The sequence below is a fragment of the Pedobacter sp. genome, assembly GCF_041645105.1.
Classification (GTDB): Bacteria; Bacteroidota; Bacteroidia; order Sphingobacteriales; family Sphingobacteriaceae; genus Pedobacter.
Window position 1 is genome coordinate 317,602 of record NZ_JBAZQQ010000002.1, and the last position, 16,824, is coordinate 334,425.

At 36.5% G+C, this 16,824-nt stretch carries 18 protein-coding genes; 7 read left to right on the forward strand and 11 right to left on the reverse strand.

What is annotated here, in order from left to right; translation table 11 throughout:
- Nucleotides 1-4 precede the first annotated feature (4 nt).
- Both WC623_RS07525 and WC623_RS07530 read left to right on the forward strand, forming a co-directional pair.
- Nucleotides 5-1,204 (forward strand): sialidase family protein, encoded by a 1,200-nt coding sequence (locus tag WC623_RS07525; RefSeq protein ID WP_372849550.1) that lies wholly within the window; start codon nucleotides 5-7, stop codon nucleotides 1,202-1,204.
- The gene (locus WC623_RS07530) at nucleotides 1,201-3,063 is read left to right on the forward strand and encodes a beta-N-acetylhexosaminidase (RefSeq protein WP_372849552.1); all 1,863 of its coding nucleotides are present in this window, start codon (nucleotides 1,201-1,203) and stop codon (nucleotides 3,061-3,063) included. Before WC623_RS07525 ends, WC623_RS07530 begins: the two co-directional genes overlap by 4 nt.
- Nucleotides 3,064-3,106: 43 nt before the next feature.
- Here WC623_RS07530 and WC623_RS07535 read toward each other — a convergent pair whose 3' ends face one another.
- The 4 genes from WC623_RS07535 to WC623_RS07550 are packed head-to-tail and all read right to left on the reverse strand — an operon-like array spanning nucleotide 3,107 to nucleotide 6,218.
- Complete coding sequence (locus tag WC623_RS07535) at nucleotides 3,107-4,414, reverse strand: sensor histidine kinase (RefSeq protein WP_372849554.1); 1,308 nt, start codon at nucleotides 4,412-4,414, stop codon at nucleotides 3,107-3,109.
- A 1-nt stretch (nucleotide 4,415) separates the two neighbouring features.
- Nucleotides 4,416-5,090 carry a response regulator transcription factor gene (locus tag WC623_RS07540; RefSeq protein ID WP_372849557.1) on the reverse strand — a complete coding sequence of 225 codons (675 nt, stop codon included), beginning with the start codon at nucleotides 5,088-5,090 and terminating at the stop codon, nucleotides 4,416-4,418.
- Between the two features lie 11 nt (nucleotides 5,091-5,101).
- Entirely contained in the window at nucleotides 5,102-5,944 is an 843-nt protein-coding gene (locus WC623_RS07545; protein ID WP_372849559.1) for a hypothetical protein, read from the reverse strand.
- Nucleotides 5,945-5,954: 10 nt separating this feature from the next.
- Nucleotides 5,955-6,218 carry a hypothetical protein gene (locus WC623_RS07550; protein ID WP_372849561.1) on the reverse strand — a complete coding sequence of 88 codons (264 nt, stop codon included), beginning with the start codon at nucleotides 6,216-6,218 and terminating at the stop codon, nucleotides 5,955-5,957.
- A gap of 189 nt (nucleotides 6,219-6,407) precedes the next feature.
- On the opposite strand from WC623_RS07550, the gene WC623_RS07555 reads away from it, so the two are divergent.
- The gene (locus tag WC623_RS07555; protein ID WP_372849563.1) at nucleotides 6,408-7,208 is read left to right on the forward strand and encodes a DUF4382 domain-containing protein; all 801 of its coding nucleotides are present in this window, start codon (nucleotides 6,408-6,410) and stop codon (nucleotides 7,206-7,208) included.
- 93 nt (nucleotides 7,209-7,301) lie between these two features.
- Here the strand turns inward: WC623_RS07555 and WC623_RS07560 are convergent, their stop codons facing one another.
- Nucleotides 7,302-7,472 (reverse strand): quinol oxidase subunit 4, encoded by a 171-nt coding sequence (locus tag WC623_RS07560; protein ID WP_372849565.1) that lies wholly within the window; start codon nucleotides 7,470-7,472, stop codon nucleotides 7,302-7,304.
- Between the two features lie 178 nt (nucleotides 7,473-7,650).
- Between WC623_RS07560 and WC623_RS07565 the strand changes: the two genes are divergently transcribed.
- The gene (locus WC623_RS07565) at nucleotides 7,651-8,568 is read left to right on the forward strand and encodes a glycerophosphodiester phosphodiesterase family protein (protein WP_372849567.1); all 918 of its coding nucleotides are present in this window, start codon (nucleotides 7,651-7,653) and stop codon (nucleotides 8,566-8,568) included.
- Nucleotides 8,569-8,618: 50 nt separating this feature from the next.
- Here the strand turns inward: WC623_RS07565 and WC623_RS07570 are convergent, their stop codons facing one another.
- Nucleotides 8,619-9,839, reverse strand: a complete 1,221-nt coding sequence (locus WC623_RS07570) for a TCR/Tet family MFS transporter (RefSeq protein ID WP_372849569.1) — start codon at nucleotides 9,837-9,839, stop codon at nucleotides 8,619-8,621.
- Nucleotides 9,840-10,171: 332 nt separating this feature from the next.
- Between WC623_RS07570 and mgtE the strand changes: the two genes are divergently transcribed.
- The gene (gene mgtE / locus WC623_RS07575) at nucleotides 10,172-11,542 is read left to right on the forward strand and encodes a magnesium transporter (protein ID WP_372849571.1); all 1,371 of its coding nucleotides are present in this window, start codon (nucleotides 10,172-10,174) and stop codon (nucleotides 11,540-11,542) included.
- A 97-nt stretch (nucleotides 11,543-11,639) separates the two neighbouring features.
- Here the strand turns inward: mgtE and WC623_RS07580 are convergent, their stop codons facing one another.
- Both WC623_RS07580 and ychF read right to left on the reverse strand, forming a co-directional pair.
- Nucleotides 11,640-12,110: an FKBP-type peptidyl-prolyl cis-trans isomerase gene (locus WC623_RS07580; protein ID WP_372849573.1), complete on the reverse strand. Its 471-nt coding sequence runs from the start codon at nucleotides 12,108-12,110 to the stop codon at nucleotides 11,640-11,642.
- Nucleotides 12,111-12,254: 144 nt separating this feature from the next.
- Nucleotides 12,255-13,349 carry a redox-regulated ATPase YchF gene (gene ychF, locus WC623_RS07585; RefSeq protein WP_372849577.1) on the reverse strand — a complete coding sequence of 365 codons (1,095 nt, stop codon included), beginning with the start codon at nucleotides 13,347-13,349 and terminating at the stop codon, nucleotides 12,255-12,257.
- 99 nt (nucleotides 13,350-13,448) lie between these two features.
- Here ychF and WC623_RS07590 point away from each other — a divergent pair, with 99 nt between their 5' ends.
- Nucleotides 13,449-13,931, forward strand: a complete 483-nt coding sequence (locus WC623_RS07590) for a hypothetical protein (RefSeq protein WP_372849581.1) — start codon at nucleotides 13,449-13,451, stop codon at nucleotides 13,929-13,931.
- Here the strand turns inward: WC623_RS07590 and WC623_RS07595 are convergent.
- Both WC623_RS07595 and WC623_RS07600 read right to left on the reverse strand, forming a co-directional pair.
- Nucleotides 13,909-14,610 (reverse strand): YgaP-like transmembrane domain, encoded by a 702-nt coding sequence (locus WC623_RS07595; RefSeq protein WP_372849583.1) that lies wholly within the window; start codon nucleotides 14,608-14,610, stop codon nucleotides 13,909-13,911. The genes WC623_RS07590 and WC623_RS07595 overlap by 23 nt on opposite strands.
- Nucleotides 14,611-14,638: 28 nt before the next feature.
- Nucleotides 14,639-14,887, reverse strand: a complete 249-nt coding sequence (locus WC623_RS07600; RefSeq protein ID WP_372849585.1) for a hypothetical protein — start codon at nucleotides 14,885-14,887, stop codon at nucleotides 14,639-14,641.
- A 111-nt stretch (nucleotides 14,888-14,998) separates the two neighbouring features.
- Here WC623_RS07600 and WC623_RS07605 point away from each other — a divergent pair, with 111 nt between their 5' ends.
- Nucleotides 14,999-15,454 (forward strand): hypothetical protein, encoded by a 456-nt coding sequence (locus WC623_RS07605; protein ID WP_372849587.1) that lies wholly within the window; start codon nucleotides 14,999-15,001, stop codon nucleotides 15,452-15,454.
- Between the two features lie 3 nt (nucleotides 15,455-15,457).
- On the opposite strand, the gene WC623_RS07610 is transcribed toward WC623_RS07605, so the two are convergent.
- A complete protein-coding gene (locus WC623_RS07610; RefSeq protein ID WP_372849589.1) occupies nucleotides 15,458-16,813 on the reverse strand; it encodes an MFS transporter in 1,356 nt (451 codons plus the stop codon).
- Nucleotides 16,814-16,824 lie beyond the last annotated feature (11 nt).

Sequence of the window (16,824 nt, forward strand, 5' to 3'; positions counted from 1 at the left end):
GTGTATGAAATTAAGAAAAATCAATTTGCTGTTAATTGTGCTTTTTTTGATCTCCATACAAGGTTATGGTCAGAAAGTCAATTTTGAAAAACCACCGGGGGTGATCATTACTCATCAGCCTGCTTCAAGCGGAAAGTATATTGGTTCTCCCTCAATATGTATTAGGGAGAATGGAGATTATATCGCATCACATGATTTCTTTGGTCCAGGAGCTGTTGAAAGAAAACAAGGTGTAACTGTAGTATTTAAATCAACAAATAAGGGGAAATCCTGGCGAAAAATAAGTACTATTCAAGGACAGTTCTGGTCAAATCTATATGAGGTCCGTGGAGAATTATATCTGATGGGGACAGATAAAGAATATGGTAATTTTATTATAAGGAAGTCTGCAGATGGAGGTTACACCTGGACAGAACCATCTGATGAGAACTCAGGGTTAATATTTGCAGGTAAATATCATACTGCACCTATGCCGGTACTGATCCATAATGGTTATTTGTGGAGGGCGGTGGAGGAAATCGATAAGAACCAGAAAGGCTGGGGGAAGATGTTTATGAGCAGTATGTTTTCTATTCCCATAGATGCAGATCTGTTGAAAGCATCAAATTGGAGAAAAACCAACAGTCTACCTTATGATTCAACCTATTTAGAGGGCGGGTTTATGGCTTGGTTGGAGGGTAATGCTTTGTTGGATAAGCAAGACCGGATTGTGAATTTGTTAAGAGTTAGTACCCAGATAAAGGGAACCGAAAAAGCAGCTTTAGTTAAAGTATCAGAAGACGGTTTATCGAATTTTTTTGACCGGGATAATGGCTTTATAAATTTTCCTGGTGGATCAAAAAAATTTAGTGTCAGGTATGATCAGGAAACTGATTTATACTGGACACTGTCGAATGTGATTGCACCCGAACTGATGGAAATAAAGGAAACAGGAAAGATTCGCAATACGATCGCATTATGTTCATCCACCGATCTTAAAAGTTGGCAGATACATAAGTATATCCTTCATCATAATGACATGGACCATCATGGCTTTCAATATGTAGATTGGTTGTTTAGTAAAAAGGATATTGTATTCATATCCAGAACTGCCTTTGATGATGCTTATTGCGGTGCACACAGGCAGCATGATGCAAATTACCTCACTTTTCACAAAATAAAAAATTTCAGAAAATATAAGAACATTACTAAAATTAAGTTATGAGAATTGTAATTATAATGATGCTATTGAACACATTCTTTGCAAAAGAAGCTATGTGTTTTAGCGACACCACTAATGTAATAATACCTAAGCCATTATATTTTAAGAGGACTCAGGGAAGCTTTAATATCAATAATAAAACTGTAATTTATGTCGAGCCTGGTCATGCTGATTTAAAATCCACTGGAAATCAATTGTCGGCCCATATATATAAATTAACAGGGTTAAAGCTTCCTGTTTTGCAGAAGGAAGTAGGAGTAAAAAATGGCTTTATTAACTTGACCACAAAAGGAGCGATAGATTCATTAGGTGCTGAAGGGTATCTATTAAATAGCAGCGCTAATTCGGTAGTAATTTGCAGTAAGGATGCACAAGGTGTTTTTTATGGTATTCAAACAATTATTCAGCTGATCAGTAAAAAGAACGGATTGTACCAGATTCCATCAACAAAAGTTTATGATAGACCTAGATTTGGATGGAGAGGCTTAATGCTTGATGTAGGAAGGTATTTTTATTCGGTTGAGTTTATCAAAAAAATGATGGATCATATGGCTATTTATAAGATGAATGTATTTCATTGGCATTTAACTGAAGATCAAGGCTGGAGGATTGAAATCTTGAAATATCCAGAATTAACCCAGAAGGGAGCATGGAGATCTGAAACCCAGTATGCCAGGGGAGGTAATAGATGGGTGGATAAAAATCCACATGGGGGATTCTACACGCAAGAACAGATCAAAGATGTTGTAAAATATGCACAGTCTAAATTCATTACTGTTATCCCGGAAATTGAAATGCCCGGCCATTCTGTTGCTGCATTGTCTGTTTTTCCTGCACTTTCCTGTACTGGTGGGCCTTTTGATATTCCTGGACAATGGAAAGTAGAAAAGGAAGTGTATTGTGCAGGTAATGAACAAACCTTTAAATTCTTAGAAGATGTATTGACAGAAGTTGTAGCACTTTTTCCTGGTAATGTAATACATATAGGAGGTGATGAATGTCCAAAAGATAGATGGAGGGCATGTTCAAAATGCCAGGAAAGAATAAAAAAGGAGGGACTAAAGGATGAGCATGAACTTCAGAGTTATTTTATCAGACGTATAGAAAAATTTCTAGCTACCAAAAACAAAAAAATCATAGGATGGGATGAGATCCTAGAAGGAGGCTTAGCTCCTAATGCAATGGTAATGTCCTGGAGAGGCACACAAGGAGGGATAGCTGCTGCAAAATTAAAGCATGAAGTAGTCATGAGTCCTAATACCTATATGTATTTTGACTACTATCAGGGAGAGCATCATATGGAACCTTATGCTTATGGTAATTTATTACCTATCCAAAAAGTGTATGGTTATGAACCTGTTCCTTCTGAATTAAATGATGCAGAGAAGACATATATCAAAGGTGTCCAAGCAAATGTCTGGACAGAGTATATTCATTCACCTGAGTCTGTAGAGTATATGTTGTTCCCAAGATTGGCTGCGGTTGCAGAGGTAGGATGGACATCTAGCACATTAAAAAATTGGACTGATTTTTCAAGAAGATTGGAACATGAATTTATTAAGTATAAGGCTGCTGATATTAATTATGCGAAGAGCATTTATTCGGTTTGGTGTGAGGCTAAAATAGATACGGCATCAGCCTCTGCAGATATTTCTTTAGCCGCTTATAATTACAAACCGGAAATTAGATATACAATAGATGGAACTGAGCCATCAATGGATTCAAAACTTTATACTGGTACTTTTAAAAGTAAAATACCAGTGACCATAAAAGCGACGACATTTAAAGGTGGGAAAAGGATTGGAAAAGTGAATACCAGATCGATTGCTGTTATATTAAAAAAATCTGTTAGCGATAAATAGAACGAGGTTTAACAGTGAACCCGTGGCAAGATGTCACGGGTTTCTAAAATAATATTCTAAAAGTTGTTCCCTCTCCAATTTCAGATTGAACACTAATTTGCATTTGATGGTATGCCGCAATACTTTTTACAATGGCTAATCCTAAACCATAGCCCACATCACCTTCAAGATTTGTTTTTGTGAAGCGGTCAAAAATAAACGGCAAATCGGCTTTTGGTATTCCAATACCAGTATCGATAATGTTGATTTCATAGCTTCCATTATTTAAATATTTATCATTAATATGAATACTTCCATTGTTCCGGTTAAACTTGATGGCATTATGAACCAGATTAAAAAATAGTTGAAACAATAGGTCCTTATTTACATTTTTTAATGTAGACTCTGCGGAAATATTAAGAAAAATCTGGACTTGTTTTTCCTCTAACCTATGACTAATTTCTTCTATGATTTCGTTGAATATTAGAATGGGTTTAACCTCATCATTTCTAATATATTGTTCATTATCTATTCTGGAAATCAATAATAGAGACTTGGTAATATTCTTTAATCTATCTACCGTTTTCATCATTTCCAAAATGGCCATTAATGATGGTTCATCAAGAGTTTCATCCGTCAGCAAATTCTCCATTTTATTTTGAAGAATACTAATAGGAGTCATCAGTTCATGAGAGGCATTGGATGTAAACTCTCGCTCCTTATAGAAAGCTTCATTGATCTGTTTCATTAATATTACAAGAGACTCGTCTAAATATTTAAAATCAGCAGTACTGGTTTTAATGCTTTCTTTTCCATCTTTAAAAGGGAATTTTCGGTTTACAAGTTTTGTATTGATAATTTCTGCAAGTGGTCGGATCAGCACCCTTATAAAGGTAAGATCAAGTAATATTGTCAAGGCAATAAGGGTGATCAACACATATAAGGCAACACGTTGCAGAGGTTTGTTATATTGATTAATACTTGCTGTCGTTTTGCCAATTTCCAGCAAGTAGTTTTTGTTTTTGTCTTTAAAAGTGTAGCTCAACACCCTATAGTTAAGTGTGTCGCTTTCTATAAGTCGCTGGGAATTTTTAATATCATCTATTTTTAGATTATTATGAACAGGTAGGAGGGCTATAAATTCTTCTTTTAGCATGGTATAACTACCATAATTGTCATCACCTTGAAAGTAATAATCCAAGCCATTTTTTTTCACTATACTGAGCACTTTTTTTCGTTGCTGTTTTAGTGTATAGTTGGTATATTCAGAAGCAATTTGCCTGACCAGAAAAGGTAATGTCAGAACAAATAACAAGACTATTACTAGTTTTGAACTAGTAATGAAAAGGGTAAGTTTGGTTGATAATTTCATGTTATTTCTTAATTCGATAGCCTACACCACGTACAGTTTCCAGCCATTCAGTGGCAGCCCATACATTAAGTTTTTTACGGATATTCTTAATATGGGCATCGATATAATTAGAATCATAATTGTCATTCACAAAAGAGCCCCAAATGTGTTCACTAAGTTGAACACGTGTTAAGACACGGTTTTTATGAAGTAAAAGATAACTAAGAAGATCAAATTCCTTGCGTGAGAGTTCGATTGTCTGTTCCTTAAATAAGATAACTCTTTTTTGAAAATCTATATTGAACTCTCCAATTGACAATAACTCTTCGGTGATGTTGAACTTGCGACGCGCAATAGCTTGCATTCTGGATTGCAATTCTAAAAGATAAAATGGTTTTGCCAGGTAATCATCTGCCCCAAGGTCCAGCCCCTTAACTCTGTCTTTTAGATTTGTTCTTGCTGATATAATAATATACGCTGCATCGGGGTTATTCTTTTTGGCACTTTCAAGAATTTTTAATCCATTGCCATCTGGTAAACTTAAGTCTATTAAAACAAAGTCGTATTTATTTAGTTCAAGTTGCTCAAGCCCTTCTTTTAATGTATGAGCAGTATCACATAAATAGAAGCTTTTTTTTAAAAATGCTACCATCTCAGAAGCAATTGTCTTTTCATCATCAACGATTAGTACTCTCATAGGTAATTAAATTAAAACTGATAGTAAAAGGCTACACCAAAAAATGATTGTTGAGGTTTTAAATCTGTTTCGGCTTTAGAACCCAGAATAGACATTTGATAACTAATTTCTGCAATATAATACGCCCTGCTTAAACTTAATGGAAGCTTAAAATTGTAAGATAATAGATTAAAACTTTCAGAAGCCACAGTAGTGGTGGATATGGAATTAGAATTTCCAGGAGATGCAGGGCCTTTTCCCTTTCCATGAGCATTGTCACGTTTACTTTTTTCTATCGTGTAGGTTTCGTAAAAATGACGGGTGCCAGCTATAAGTTCAAAAGTAGGTTCTATTGAAAGTAAGTCTTTCTCATTAAATAAACTGCCAATTTTGATTTCTTTAGAGTGTGCTAAACTCAAGAATATATCATTCTCTTTCCCAAATGCATAATCTGTACTAAGTGAGCTTTTAAGCCATTTCCATGCATAATTTATAGATAAGTTTATATTATTTTCATTAGAAGCTTGTAGCAAGGGGGAATTTGCCGGAAAAAAAGAACGTGTATAAGCTAGTGTTGTATTAATCTTCTCGTTGAAATTATGATCATAACCAATGCCAATATCTATTTCGGATAGGCCTGAGCCGTAATTTAGCAACTTATAGGCACCAGCTGATAAGTACAAGCCGATAGGAAATCGGACTGTTGCATTACCTAATACATAGGGAAGTTTTTCATTGGTAGTTTGTCCATAATAACTTACGTTACTGTTATAAAGCGTAGCTAATGTTACGGTTGTTTTTTCAGTACTGTCTTGTTGCGCAAGCGCATTAAAGGAAGTTATGATAATTAGAATTAATAGAAAAGTAAATCTCATAGGTTACACGCTATGGTCTTTTAATATTTGGACGAATAACCTTTGGCTTTGTTTTGATTTTTGGTTTAATCACAACAGGTGGCCTTCCTTGCTTGCGAGCTTTTGGAACCTTTTGTATGTCCGGCTGATTGGGTTCCTGCTTATTATCCGGTTTTTTATTATGATCAGGTGTTTTCTTGCTTTTATCTTTTTTCTCATCCTGCAAATAGGAACCAGATGAATACGATAGGTTGGCATGTACTAATAGAGGTAGCACCAAAATAAAGGCAAACATTAATAAATATTTGAAAATGAATGGTCTGTCCATTAGGTAAATATAATAAAGTATGTTCACAAAGCTCCGTACCAAAGATGAAATTAAGATGAAATTCGAGTGTCAATTAGTTTTGATATTTCATGTTGATTTCATCTTCATTTTTGAATTTTGTATAACGGAAAGTTAATACACATTAAAACTAAAATTATGAAGAAGAGAATTGTTTATTTAGGGATCGCTTTATTTTTTGCGGGTATGGCTATTCTAAGTGGATGTACAAAAGACAAGAATGGTACTGCTAATGGAACAACCAAGGTAGAGATAAGAATGACTGATGCGCCAGGAGATTTTGATGAAATTAATCTGAATGTCAAAGAGATTATATTATTTTCAGGAGGTAAGTCATATGCTTTTGATGCCACAACAAATGTCTTTAATATTTTAGATTTCAGAATTGGGACTAGTAATCCTGATATCCTAGTGGCTTCAGGAGAGATGCCTAGTGGGGAGATTACTGAAATTAGATTGGTATTAAACGATTCAGGAAATACGATTGTTGTTGGTGGTATATCTCAAGATTTAAAAACTCCAAGTGCTCAATCTTCAGGATGGAAAGTTAAACTTAAAGAAAATCCATCTTTGTTACCTGGGGTGACTTATTCACTATTGTTGGATTTCGATGCAGCAAAATCCATTGTAAGTACAGGGAATGGAAAGTACTTGCTTAAACCTGTCGTGAGAGGATTAACAGCTGCAACATCAGGATTAATATCTGGAACCGTATTGCCTTTATTAAGTCATCCTGAAGTATTGGTTATTGCAGGAACTGATACGGTTGGTACAATTGCAGATCCTTTGAGTGGTAAATTTACGGTTGGTGGACTTGCAGCAGGGAATTATTCTGTGAAATTCGCACCTGTTGTAGGTTATAAAGACAGCACAATAACAAATGTAAATGTGGCTCTTGGCCAAAATACCAGTTTAGGAACGATTACGCTTAAGCAATAAATTAGACGAAGAAATTATCACCATTCTGATAATACACACGCTTTTTATGTCATAGTGAAAAGCTAAAAAGGCTCCTGAAAAGGAGCTTTTTTATTAATGCTTTTTTTGCTGACCTGGGGCAAATGGTTTGGCCGACTTTGAACCGGTTCCTTTTTTTGCCTGGCCTGGGGGCACTTTACCACTATTTCCAGCTGTTCTTGTTGTGTAACATGAACTGGTGAACATAATTGTCGCAATTGCAAGAATCAAATAAGTCATTTTCATAATTTATGTATTTGATAAGTATTGTCTAATAATGTGCCAGAAATTATGATTCTTTTTTTAACAAATATGAATTTTAATATGATTTCGCGGGTAAAGAGGTAAGGTGATATTTCTCTTATGTTAATTTTCACTAACTTTCCAGCTTAAATCAACTTCATAAATAATTAAGTTATAACAAATGTTTAAAAAACAGTTTCTATTGTTTTTGGGTATATTTTTCGCCCAAATTTTACAAGCACAAACCATATCTGGTACAAAGAAAGTAGATGCTTTGTTGAAAACCCTTAATAGTCCAATGTCTAAAAATGTAATGGTTATTGCACATAGAGGTGACTGGCGTAGTGCCCCTGAAAACTCTGTACAGGCCATAAAAAATGTGATAGAAATGGGAGTTGATATGGTAGAAATTGATATTCAGAAAACAAAAGATGGAGAGTTGGTATTAATGCACGATACTAAGCTTGACAGGACAACTACTAGTAAAGGTAAAGTGAGTGATTTTACACTTGAAGAAATAAAGAAAATGTATTTACGCAATGGTGCGGGTGTGCCAACATCACACAGAATTCCAACACTAGAGGAAGCACTTAATGCTTGTAAAGGGAATATCCTGGTGAACATAGATAAAGGGTACAACCATTTTAAAGAAGCTTATGAAGTGGTTAAAAAAACAGGAACTGCAAAACAAGTGGTTATTAAAGGTGGAAAAAGGTATGATCAGGTACTTTCTGAACACGGCGATATATTAAGTAATGTAATATATATGCCTGTTGTAAATATTACTAAGCCCGGTGCCAAGGAAGTAATTAACAATTTTAGTAAACAACTTAAGCCTGTAGCATTTGAACTGGTTTTTAATACAGATACTATTTCTATGTTAAAGGATCTGAGTTTTATCAGAAAATCAGGTTCAAAGATTTGGATCAATACGTTGTGGCCTAGTTTGAATGGTGGACATCATGATGATATGGCAGTTGAAGAAAATAAAGCAGAACAAAGCTGGGGTTGGGTTATCAATAAAGGTGCAACTATGATTCAGACGGATCGACCTAAAGAATTAATAGAGTATCTGAGGAAAAAGGGATTACATAATTAAATGATATAACAATCATCTGTTTCATATGATGTATTTAGACTGATATATTTTTATTTCTTTTTAAAGCTGCGCATGGCAAGTATTGCACTTAACATCATCAACGCGGCAGCAACAAAATAAGGCGCGCCCGGAATATATGCCGGAGCATTTGCATTGGTGAAATAATAAAAAGTATAAGTCATAAACCAGGGGCCAAAGATAGAGCTTAGGCTCATTAAACTGGTTAAACTACCTTGTAGCTCGCCTTGTTCATTTGCGGGCACCTGGTTGGTCATAATGCCTTGCAGTGCTGGACCAGCTATTCCTCCCAGTGCATAAGGAACCATAAAAGCAAACATCATCCAGCCTTGATTGGCCAGGCCAAATAGTACCATACCTATAGCATATAACATTAATCCAATCCATATGCTGCGTTCTTGTCCTAGTTTGGGAATTGCAATGCGAATTAGTCCGCCTTGTACTATGGCAATCATCAAGCCGATAAAGCCTAAGGAATATCCTACTGTATCTTCATTCCAGTTAAATTTCTGCATAGTGTAGAATGTCCATACGCTTTGTACTGCATGAGCTGCGAAATAAATAATAAACAGACATACCGATAGACTGATCACTGATGGGTATTTTTTTAATTGAAGTAATGAACCTAAGGGATTGCAACGCTTCCAGTCTAACTCGCGACGGTGTTCTTTTGGAAGTGATTCTGGTAAAATAAAATACCCATAAGCTGCATTTAATAAAGCTAGAGCAGCTGCAGCATAAAACGGGTAGTGTACATCTATTTTACCTAATACGCCTCCAATAACCGGACCTAATATAAATCCCAGTCCGAATGCAACTCCGATCATTCCAAAGTTCTGAGCTCTTTTTTCTGGACTACTCACATCTGCTATATAAGCAGATGCAGTGGTAAAACTTGCTCCTGTAATTCCAGCAATAATCCGTCCCAGAAATAACCAACCTATAGTGGGAGCAAAAGCAAGGAAAAGATAGTCTATTCCAAAACCAAGGAGTGAAAATAATAGAACGGGACGACGACCGTATTTATCACTGAGATTTCCTACTAATGGGGCACATAAAAATTGCATTACTGCATAAGCTACCAGTAAAAGACCAGAAATTTTAGAAGCTTCGCTGATATCACCATTGATAAGTCCCTCAATAAGCTTTGGGAAAACAGGGATAATTATGGCCAGGCCAATTACATCAATCAATAATGTAATGAAAATAAAACTTAATGCTGCTGGTCGTTTTTCTTGGTTTTTAGAAATCATGGGTTCAAATGTAAAGAAAAAAATAACCATTCTCCTCAGCGTCTGGCATCTGTTGCTGAAGGGCAACAGCGCCTGAGGTCGCTTTGGAGAAGGTGATTTTTTTGTCAAGCAGGGTGGTTATTCGAGTTGGTAAAGCATGAAGGTTAAATAAAGTGTTCTTTGTTGAGCAGGGTAGTTATTGGGGTGATCAAGTTAGGTGCTAAGGTGAATGTAGAGCCAGGATAGGGTTAAACCAAATTTATACTGATGAAAAGGCTGCTTTTTGAAAAATAAAAGGCACTTTTGCAAAACTGTAGAATAATAGAATGAGGATGTAAAAGAATTGCATATATATGGAAGAGGAAGTTGTTGAAGAGGTTGTTGTACTGATAGAACAGGAGGATGACGCGCAATTAAAAGTTTATCTGGATAATCTTAACATTTCAGATGTTGAGCATCTGATAGATGAGCTTCCTCAGTATGCAGTAAAATTTATTGATACGCTATCTATTAAAAGAGCGGTAAATGTTTTCAGGATCCTTGACTTTCCAACTCAGGAAAGGATTATTAAGAAACTTCCGGGTAATAAGCTTGCAGAATTAATCAATCTTTTGCCTCCAGATGACCGGACTTCTTTATTTAGTGAATTAAAAGGTGATGCCGTAAAGAAATTGATTATCCTGTTACCCGCAAAAGATAGGATAGAGGCTCTTTCACTTTTGGGGTATGAGGAGGATAGTGTGGGTCGATTAATGACACCAGACTATGTGGCCGTTAAGAAAGATTGGACAGTAAATCGGGTATTGGCACACATCAGACGTTACGGAAAAAATTCAGAGACGATTGATGTGATCTATGTAATTGATAAGGATGGTGTATTGCTTGATGATATCCGAATCAGGGAAGTCCTGCTTGCTGATCCAGAAGCTAAAATTGGTGAATTAACCGATCATAGATTGATATCATTAAAAGTTAATGATCCACAGGAGGATGCCATTAATGTGTTTAGGATGAATAACAGGGTGGCTTTACCAGTTGTTGATGACAATCATGTTTTGCTTGGAATAGTAACTGTTGATGATATTTTATGGATAGCGAATGAAGAATATACGGAAGATATCCATAAGATAGGGGGTACCCAGGCTTTGGATGAACCATACCTTGATGTTCCGGTATTTCAATTATATAAAAAAAGGGTAGTTTGGTTAATCGTACTTTTCTTTGGAGAGCTGTTAACCATTTTTGCTATGTCAAATTTTGAACAGCAAATTGAAAAAGTAGTGATCCTGGCTACATTCATACCATTAATTATTTCAAGTGGAGGGAATAGTGGTTCACAGGCAGCAACGTTAATCATTCAGGCAATGGCTCTTGGGGAAATTACCATTAAAGACTGGTGGCGGGTAATGCGCAGGGAGATCTTCTCAGGAGTCTTTTTGGGTACGACTTTATGCTTGTTGAGTTTCTCTGTTATTATTTTTTGGCAAGTATTTTCAGGCTCACTTACTGAGCCTGTATTAATAGGATTGGTGGTTGGATGTTCTTTAATTGGCGTGGTGCTGTGGGGCACCTTAATGGGCTCTATGCTGCCGCTACTATTAAAGAAACTTGGTGCCGACCCTGCTGTATCGTCTACGCCATTTGTAGCGACTCTGGTGGATGTAACAGGCCTCATCATTTATTTCTCTATGGCGCTGTTCTTCTTAAAAGGAGTACTACTCTAGCCATAATGAACTACAATCTGAAAGGAAAATAGGTTATAAACAAAAGGGCTGATCATTTCATAATGATCGGCCCTTTAAATGAAGTATTCTCTTTATACTATTTAACGTCTGATAAAGCAATAGTGAAATCCAATACAGAATTAGCTGGAATACCTGGTTGTGAATCATTACCATAACCATATTTAGAAGGAATGAAAAGTCTGATTTTACCACCCTTTTGAATGTAAGGTATACCAATTTGCCAACCCGTGATTAAACCACCAAGTGTAAACTCTCTTGGGCTACCGTTACTGCTGTCAAAATTTTCAGATCCAGACAATATCTTGCCATAGTAATCCACTGTAACCAAGCTGCTTCCAGTGTATTTTACTGAGCCAGAACCTGGTGTGATCACATGATGAAATACACCATAATCATCCTTTACAGCAGGAATGTTATTCGCTGTTACATAAGCCCTGATTGCAGTTGTGTCTGCAGCGAACTGAGCTTCAGCATCAAAACCTTTTTTACAAGCAGAAAAGCCAAGTGTAATTGCTGCTATAGCTACTATATACTTAATTTGTTTCATCTATTTATCTTTTGCTTTTTTTTAAATGATCTATCCTTCGTTTTGCGCAGAAAATAATGCATGCTCAGAGAGGACATAGGAATTTTTGCCATCCTTCATGGCAAAAGGTTCCAGACTTCGAAGAGTCTTGCTTTATTTTCACTACTAAACGTTAAACCTGAAGTGCATGATGTCGCCATCTGCTACAACGTATGTTTTACCTTCAACAGATAATTTACCTGCCTCTTTACACGCATTCTCTGAACCTAGGGTTATAAAATCTTCATATTTAATCACCTCTGCACGGATAAAGCCTTTTTCGAAATCAGTATGAATAACTCCAGCAGCCTGAGGGGCAGTAAAGCCTTTAGTAATTGTCCACGCTCTTACTTCTTGCACACCAGCAGTAAAGTAAGTGTATAAATCTAATAAACGATAAGCCGCAACAATCAGCTTATTTACACCAGATTCAGTTAAGCCTAGATCAGCTAAAAACTCCTGACGCTCTTCATAACTTTCAAGCTCAGCAATTTCAGATTCTATTTTAGCAGAAATAACAAGGACTTCAGCATTTTCGTCTTTTACAGCCTCTCTTACACGGTCAACATAAGCATTTCCTGTAACTACAGATGCTTCGTCAACATTACAAGCGTACATTACGGGTTTTTGTGTAAGTAAACCCAGATCCTGGATATACTCAAAATCTTCAGCTGAAACTGCTGCCGAACGAACAGATTTACCACTCTCAATATGCGTTTTAATTACACTTAAGATATCGAAAGTTCTTTTGGCATCCTTATCAGTCTTAGCCATTTTCTCTACTTTCTGAATACGTTTTGTAACAGTATCCAGATCTTTCAACTGTAATTCAGTATCAATGATCTCTTTGTCGCGGATTGGATCAACAGAACCATCCACGTGAATCACATTTCCATCATCAAAACAACGTAACACATGAATAATTGCATTTGTTGCTCTGATATTACCTAAAAACTGGTTCCCTAAACCTTCACCTTTAGATGCACCTTTTACAAGACCTGCAATATCAACGATTTCGATGGTGTTTGGAACAATGCGGTTTGGCTTAACCAATTCTGCTAATTTTGTCAATCTTTCGTCCGGTACGGTAATTACACCTATATTCGGTTCGATTGTACAGAAAGGAAAGTTTGCCGCCTGGGCCTTTGCGTTAGATAAACAGTTAAATAATGTAGATTTTCCAACATTTGGTAAACCAACTATACCACATTGTAATGCCATGAATGATTTTTTTCTTGATTTGGCGCAAAGGTATCAATTTTTTAAAAATATTTTTTATGTTTAGGGCTACTTAACATTATTGAATAATAATTAACAACTATGGATAATTTTGAAGAAGCTGAGTCAGTAGAAGAATCTGGTCAGGAGCAAGAGCAATTGGTGGTAACAGAAGAGATCAGAAGTTATATTTATGAAACAGCAAAGTGGACGAAATTTCTTTCCGTTGTGGGCTTGGTGGTAGCTGTTTTTCTAGCTTTGATGGCTTTTAGTGCCAATGCAATTATCGATGGGCTAGCATTAGCAGCGCCCGGGAATGCTTTAGTACAAATGGGAACTGCATTTTTAACGGTGTATTTTTTATGTCTTTCGTTAATGCTGTTTTATCCTAGCTTTTTATTGTTCAAATACTCAAATGCAGCGACTACAGCAGTTTTATATGCTGATCAGGAGAATTTTACTGTAGCAATGAAAAAGATGAAGTCCTTGTTTAAGTTCTGGGGTATTATCACCATCATTATCCTTTCCTTGTATATTCTTAGCTTTTTGATGATGATTGTAGCTAAAACCGGTGGAGCGGCATAGTTGTTTCTATTTTATATTTAAACGTTTTAATTTCTTTTTTAAGTAAGCTTTCAAAGTAGGGATTTAATAATTTAGCAAGGCCTAATCCTATACCGCCTGCAGGTGGGTGGTAGGAAATTATAATTTTGAGTAACGTTTCCTGTGGATCCGTACGCTCAGCAAACTCAACCCGGCCAATGTGATGAATCAATGTGCCGGGAGCGGAACGCCAGCCAATTAACCGTCCGGGTTCATCCTTAACAATTTCAGCATGCCAATCTACAGGAAATACGTTGCCAAGGATATTAGATTTCCAACGGGAGAGATTTTCCCCCTCCATTTCCACATTTAGCAGATGATTTATACTTATTGGGAGGTTACTCAAATTACGCCAGTAAGTATAAACTTCCTGCGTAGGGCGATCGATAATAAATTCACCTCTTATGTTAATTGCATGTGGCCTGCTCGCATCAATGCCGAGCAGTTCATAAAACATGCAATGACCTGTGAAAGCACGGTATGCCAGGTAAGAACCATATAAAAATGAAGTACGAAGTGGACGTTTTATTCCTCTTCCCATTAAGAATCCCCCTAATAGCATAGAGATCATTCTTTCATTCAATGCTATATTTTCGTAGTGTTGTTTTTCAATAGAAAATTTTCCGGAACGTAATTTTAAGGTATTTTGATGTATACTCATAGTATTGATAATTTGTCTGTTTGCCATTCTATCTGCTATATGCAGCTATTGCTTTCCCAATGTTAACAACATCAATATTGCTTAGATCTCCCCAAATCTGTTCCCAACTCCCATCTTTTTCCTGTCTGATCTGTGTAATGTTTTTACCGTCCAGATTACATTTGAAATATTCAGCACCATCTGTGGTTTCTTCAGGTTTCACCTGAATTGTCTTCATAGAACCATTTAAACTAATGTTAATATCGAAGTCTTCCGGTTGTATTTCTAAATTTTCCATCGCAATTGTATTATGGTTAAATGCTAACAGATACCTTATATATTAACACTTTAGCTGAGATTAAGTTTTATTTTTTTAATTTGCAGAACCTAATCAAAACCTAACGACAATATGAATTATGATAAGAAATATCCAGATGTTTATAACGGTTACTTTAATTACAGAGAGCCATTTACCGAAAAACTTGAAGATATTTATCAAAATCCTGTAGTTATCCCTATCTATCATATTGATCAGCTGTTTAATGAACAGGCCATAAATGATGTTTACAGGTTAAATGAAATTAGCAATGACCCTGCTTTGAAGGATGAGTATGATTTGTTAAATGTCCGGTTAAAGGAAAGAGATCTAAATATTTTTAGATATTTCCACTTCATAGCAGCACAAAGGCATGTTTTGTACGAATTAAAAATGAAATATCGTGATTTTTATGAGCTGGAACATACATTAAAGCAATTTGAGGCTATAGGTTATGACGTGAGCAAGGCCCGGGCAACAGATTTGATCATTAGAAAAAAAGCATTATTGGATTTTCAGGCCGGACTTTGTTACGCACAGTTGGCTTAAAGGCTATATCGCTTCTTTATTCTGTGGTTTAACCAAAAGAGTGGATAATGCAGCCAGAATCATAAAAGCACCAGCCGTAATTAAAGCGTAAATGGCATACCCATCAAATAAATATTTGATCATATAGCCACCTATAAAGCCGTTTACCAATTGTGGAAGGGTAATAAAGAAATTAAAAAGCCCCATATATATACCCATCTTGTGGGATGGAATGGAATTGGAAAGTATGGCGTATGGAGTAGTCAGGATACTACCCCAGGCCAGTCCAACAGCAATCATTGGAAAGATCAATAAGTGTACGTCATGAATAAAATAGATCGACAATAAGCCTATTCCAGCTGCAGCTAATGAAAAGATATGTGTATTTCGTTTGCCCATTATTTTAAATAGAGAAGGAAGCAAGGCTGCATATATGGCCGATACCACATTGTATATTCCAAAAAGAATTCCTGTCCAATTGCCTGCATCGGCATAATGTGTAGAAGAGGTATCTGTTGGAGCGAGATGATATATGTGCTGTGCAATTGCGGGTGTGGTGAATACCCACATAGAAAATAACGCAAACCAGGAAAAGAACTGTACAATGCCCAATCTGACCATGACTTGGGGCATGGTAGAAAAGTCTTTCAGAATATGTATTAATCCTTTTTTAGACGCTTCAGTATGGTGATCCGGGTCAAATGATTGATGTTCTTCCGGAGAATATTCTTTGGTGGTAAAAACAGTCCATAATAAGGTGCCAAGCAAAACTAAAGCCCCAGCATAGAAGGAGTAAATTACGTTGTCTGGAACTTCGCCGGGAGCTGCTGTTTTTGAAATGCCTCCGTACTCAGCAAGTAGGTAAGGTAGAAATGATCCTATAATCGCTCCTGTGCCAATCAGAAAGGTTTGAACCGAAAACCCAATACTGCGCTGATTGCTGGGTAGATTATCGGCCACCAGTGCTCTAAATGGCTCCATAGCCACGTTGAATGAAGCATCCATGAGCATTAACATACCCGCACCAATCATTAGTGGGGGGAGCATTGCAGTAAACCATACGGCATTAGGCATTAAAGCCAGAGAAATGGCGGCGATGATTGCACCTACCAGAAAATATGGACGCCTGCGTCCTAAACGTGTCCAGGTATGGTCGCTATAATGGCCTATAATGGGTTGAATAAGCATTCCACTGATAGGAGCCGCCAGCCAGAATAAAGATAAATGCTCTATATCGGCCCCAAAAGTTTGCAAAATCCTGGAAGCATTCCCGGTTTGTAATGCAAAGCCAAATTGTATGCCCAGAAAACCAAAGCTCATGTTAAAGATCTGATAAAGGGATAGCTGTGGTTTAATGGTACGCTTTTGTATTATGTTCATACGATTTGGTT

Bases quoted from the DNA above. Each gene is read 5' to 3' on its own strand.
- WC623_RS07525 (WP_372849550.1), top strand. From the start codon at position 5: ATGAAATTAAGAAAAATCAATTTGCTGTTAATTGTGCTTTTTTTGATC.
- WC623_RS07530 (WP_372849552.1), top strand. From the start codon at position 1,201: ATGAGAATTGTAATTATAATGATGCTATTGAACACATTCTTTGCAAAA.
- WC623_RS07535 (WP_372849554.1), bottom strand. From the start codon at position 4,414: ATGAAATTATCAACCAAACTTACCCTTTTCATTACTAGTTCAAAACTA.
- WC623_RS07540 (WP_372849557.1), bottom strand. From the start codon at position 5,090: ATGAGAGTACTAATCGTTGATGATGAAAAGACAATTGCTTCTGAGATG.
- WC623_RS07545 (WP_372849559.1), bottom strand. From the start codon at position 5,944: ATGAGATTTACTTTTCTATTAATTCTAATTATCATAACTTCCTTTAAT.
- WC623_RS07550 (WP_372849561.1), bottom strand. From the start codon at position 6,218: ATGTTTGCCTTTATTTTGGTGCTACCTCTATTAGTACATGCCAACCTA.
- WC623_RS07555 (WP_372849563.1), top strand. From the start codon at position 6,408: ATGAAGAAGAGAATTGTTTATTTAGGGATCGCTTTATTTTTTGCGGGT.
- WC623_RS07560 (WP_372849565.1), bottom strand. From the start codon at position 7,472: ATGAAAATGACTTATTTGATTCTTGCAATTGCGACAATTATGTTCACC.
- WC623_RS07565 (WP_372849567.1), top strand. From the start codon at position 7,651: ATGTTTAAAAAACAGTTTCTATTGTTTTTGGGTATATTTTTCGCCCAA.
- WC623_RS07570 (WP_372849569.1), bottom strand. From the start codon at position 9,839: ATGATTTCTAAAAACCAAGAAAAACGACCAGCAGCATTAAGTTTTATT.
- mgtE (WP_372849571.1), top strand. From the start codon at position 10,172: ATGGAAGAGGAAGTTGTTGAAGAGGTTGTTGTACTGATAGAACAGGAG.
- WC623_RS07580 (WP_372849573.1), bottom strand. From the start codon at position 12,110: ATGAAACAAATTAAGTATATAGTAGCTATAGCAGCAATTACACTTGGC.
- ychF (WP_372849577.1), bottom strand. From the start codon at position 13,349: ATGGCATTACAATGTGGTATAGTTGGTTTACCAAATGTTGGAAAATCT.
- WC623_RS07590 (WP_372849581.1), top strand. From the start codon at position 13,449: ATGGATAATTTTGAAGAAGCTGAGTCAGTAGAAGAATCTGGTCAGGAG.
- WC623_RS07595 (WP_372849583.1), bottom strand. From the start codon at position 14,610: ATGAGTATACATCAAAATACCTTAAAATTACGTTCCGGAAAATTTTCT.
- WC623_RS07600 (WP_372849585.1), bottom strand. From the start codon at position 14,887: ATGGAAAATTTAGAAATACAACCGGAAGACTTCGATATTAACATTAGT.
- WC623_RS07605 (WP_372849587.1), top strand. From the start codon at position 14,999: ATGAATTATGATAAGAAATATCCAGATGTTTATAACGGTTACTTTAAT.
- WC623_RS07610 (WP_372849589.1), bottom strand. From the start codon at position 16,813: ATGAACATAATACAAAAGCGTACCATTAAACCACAGCTATCCCTTTAT.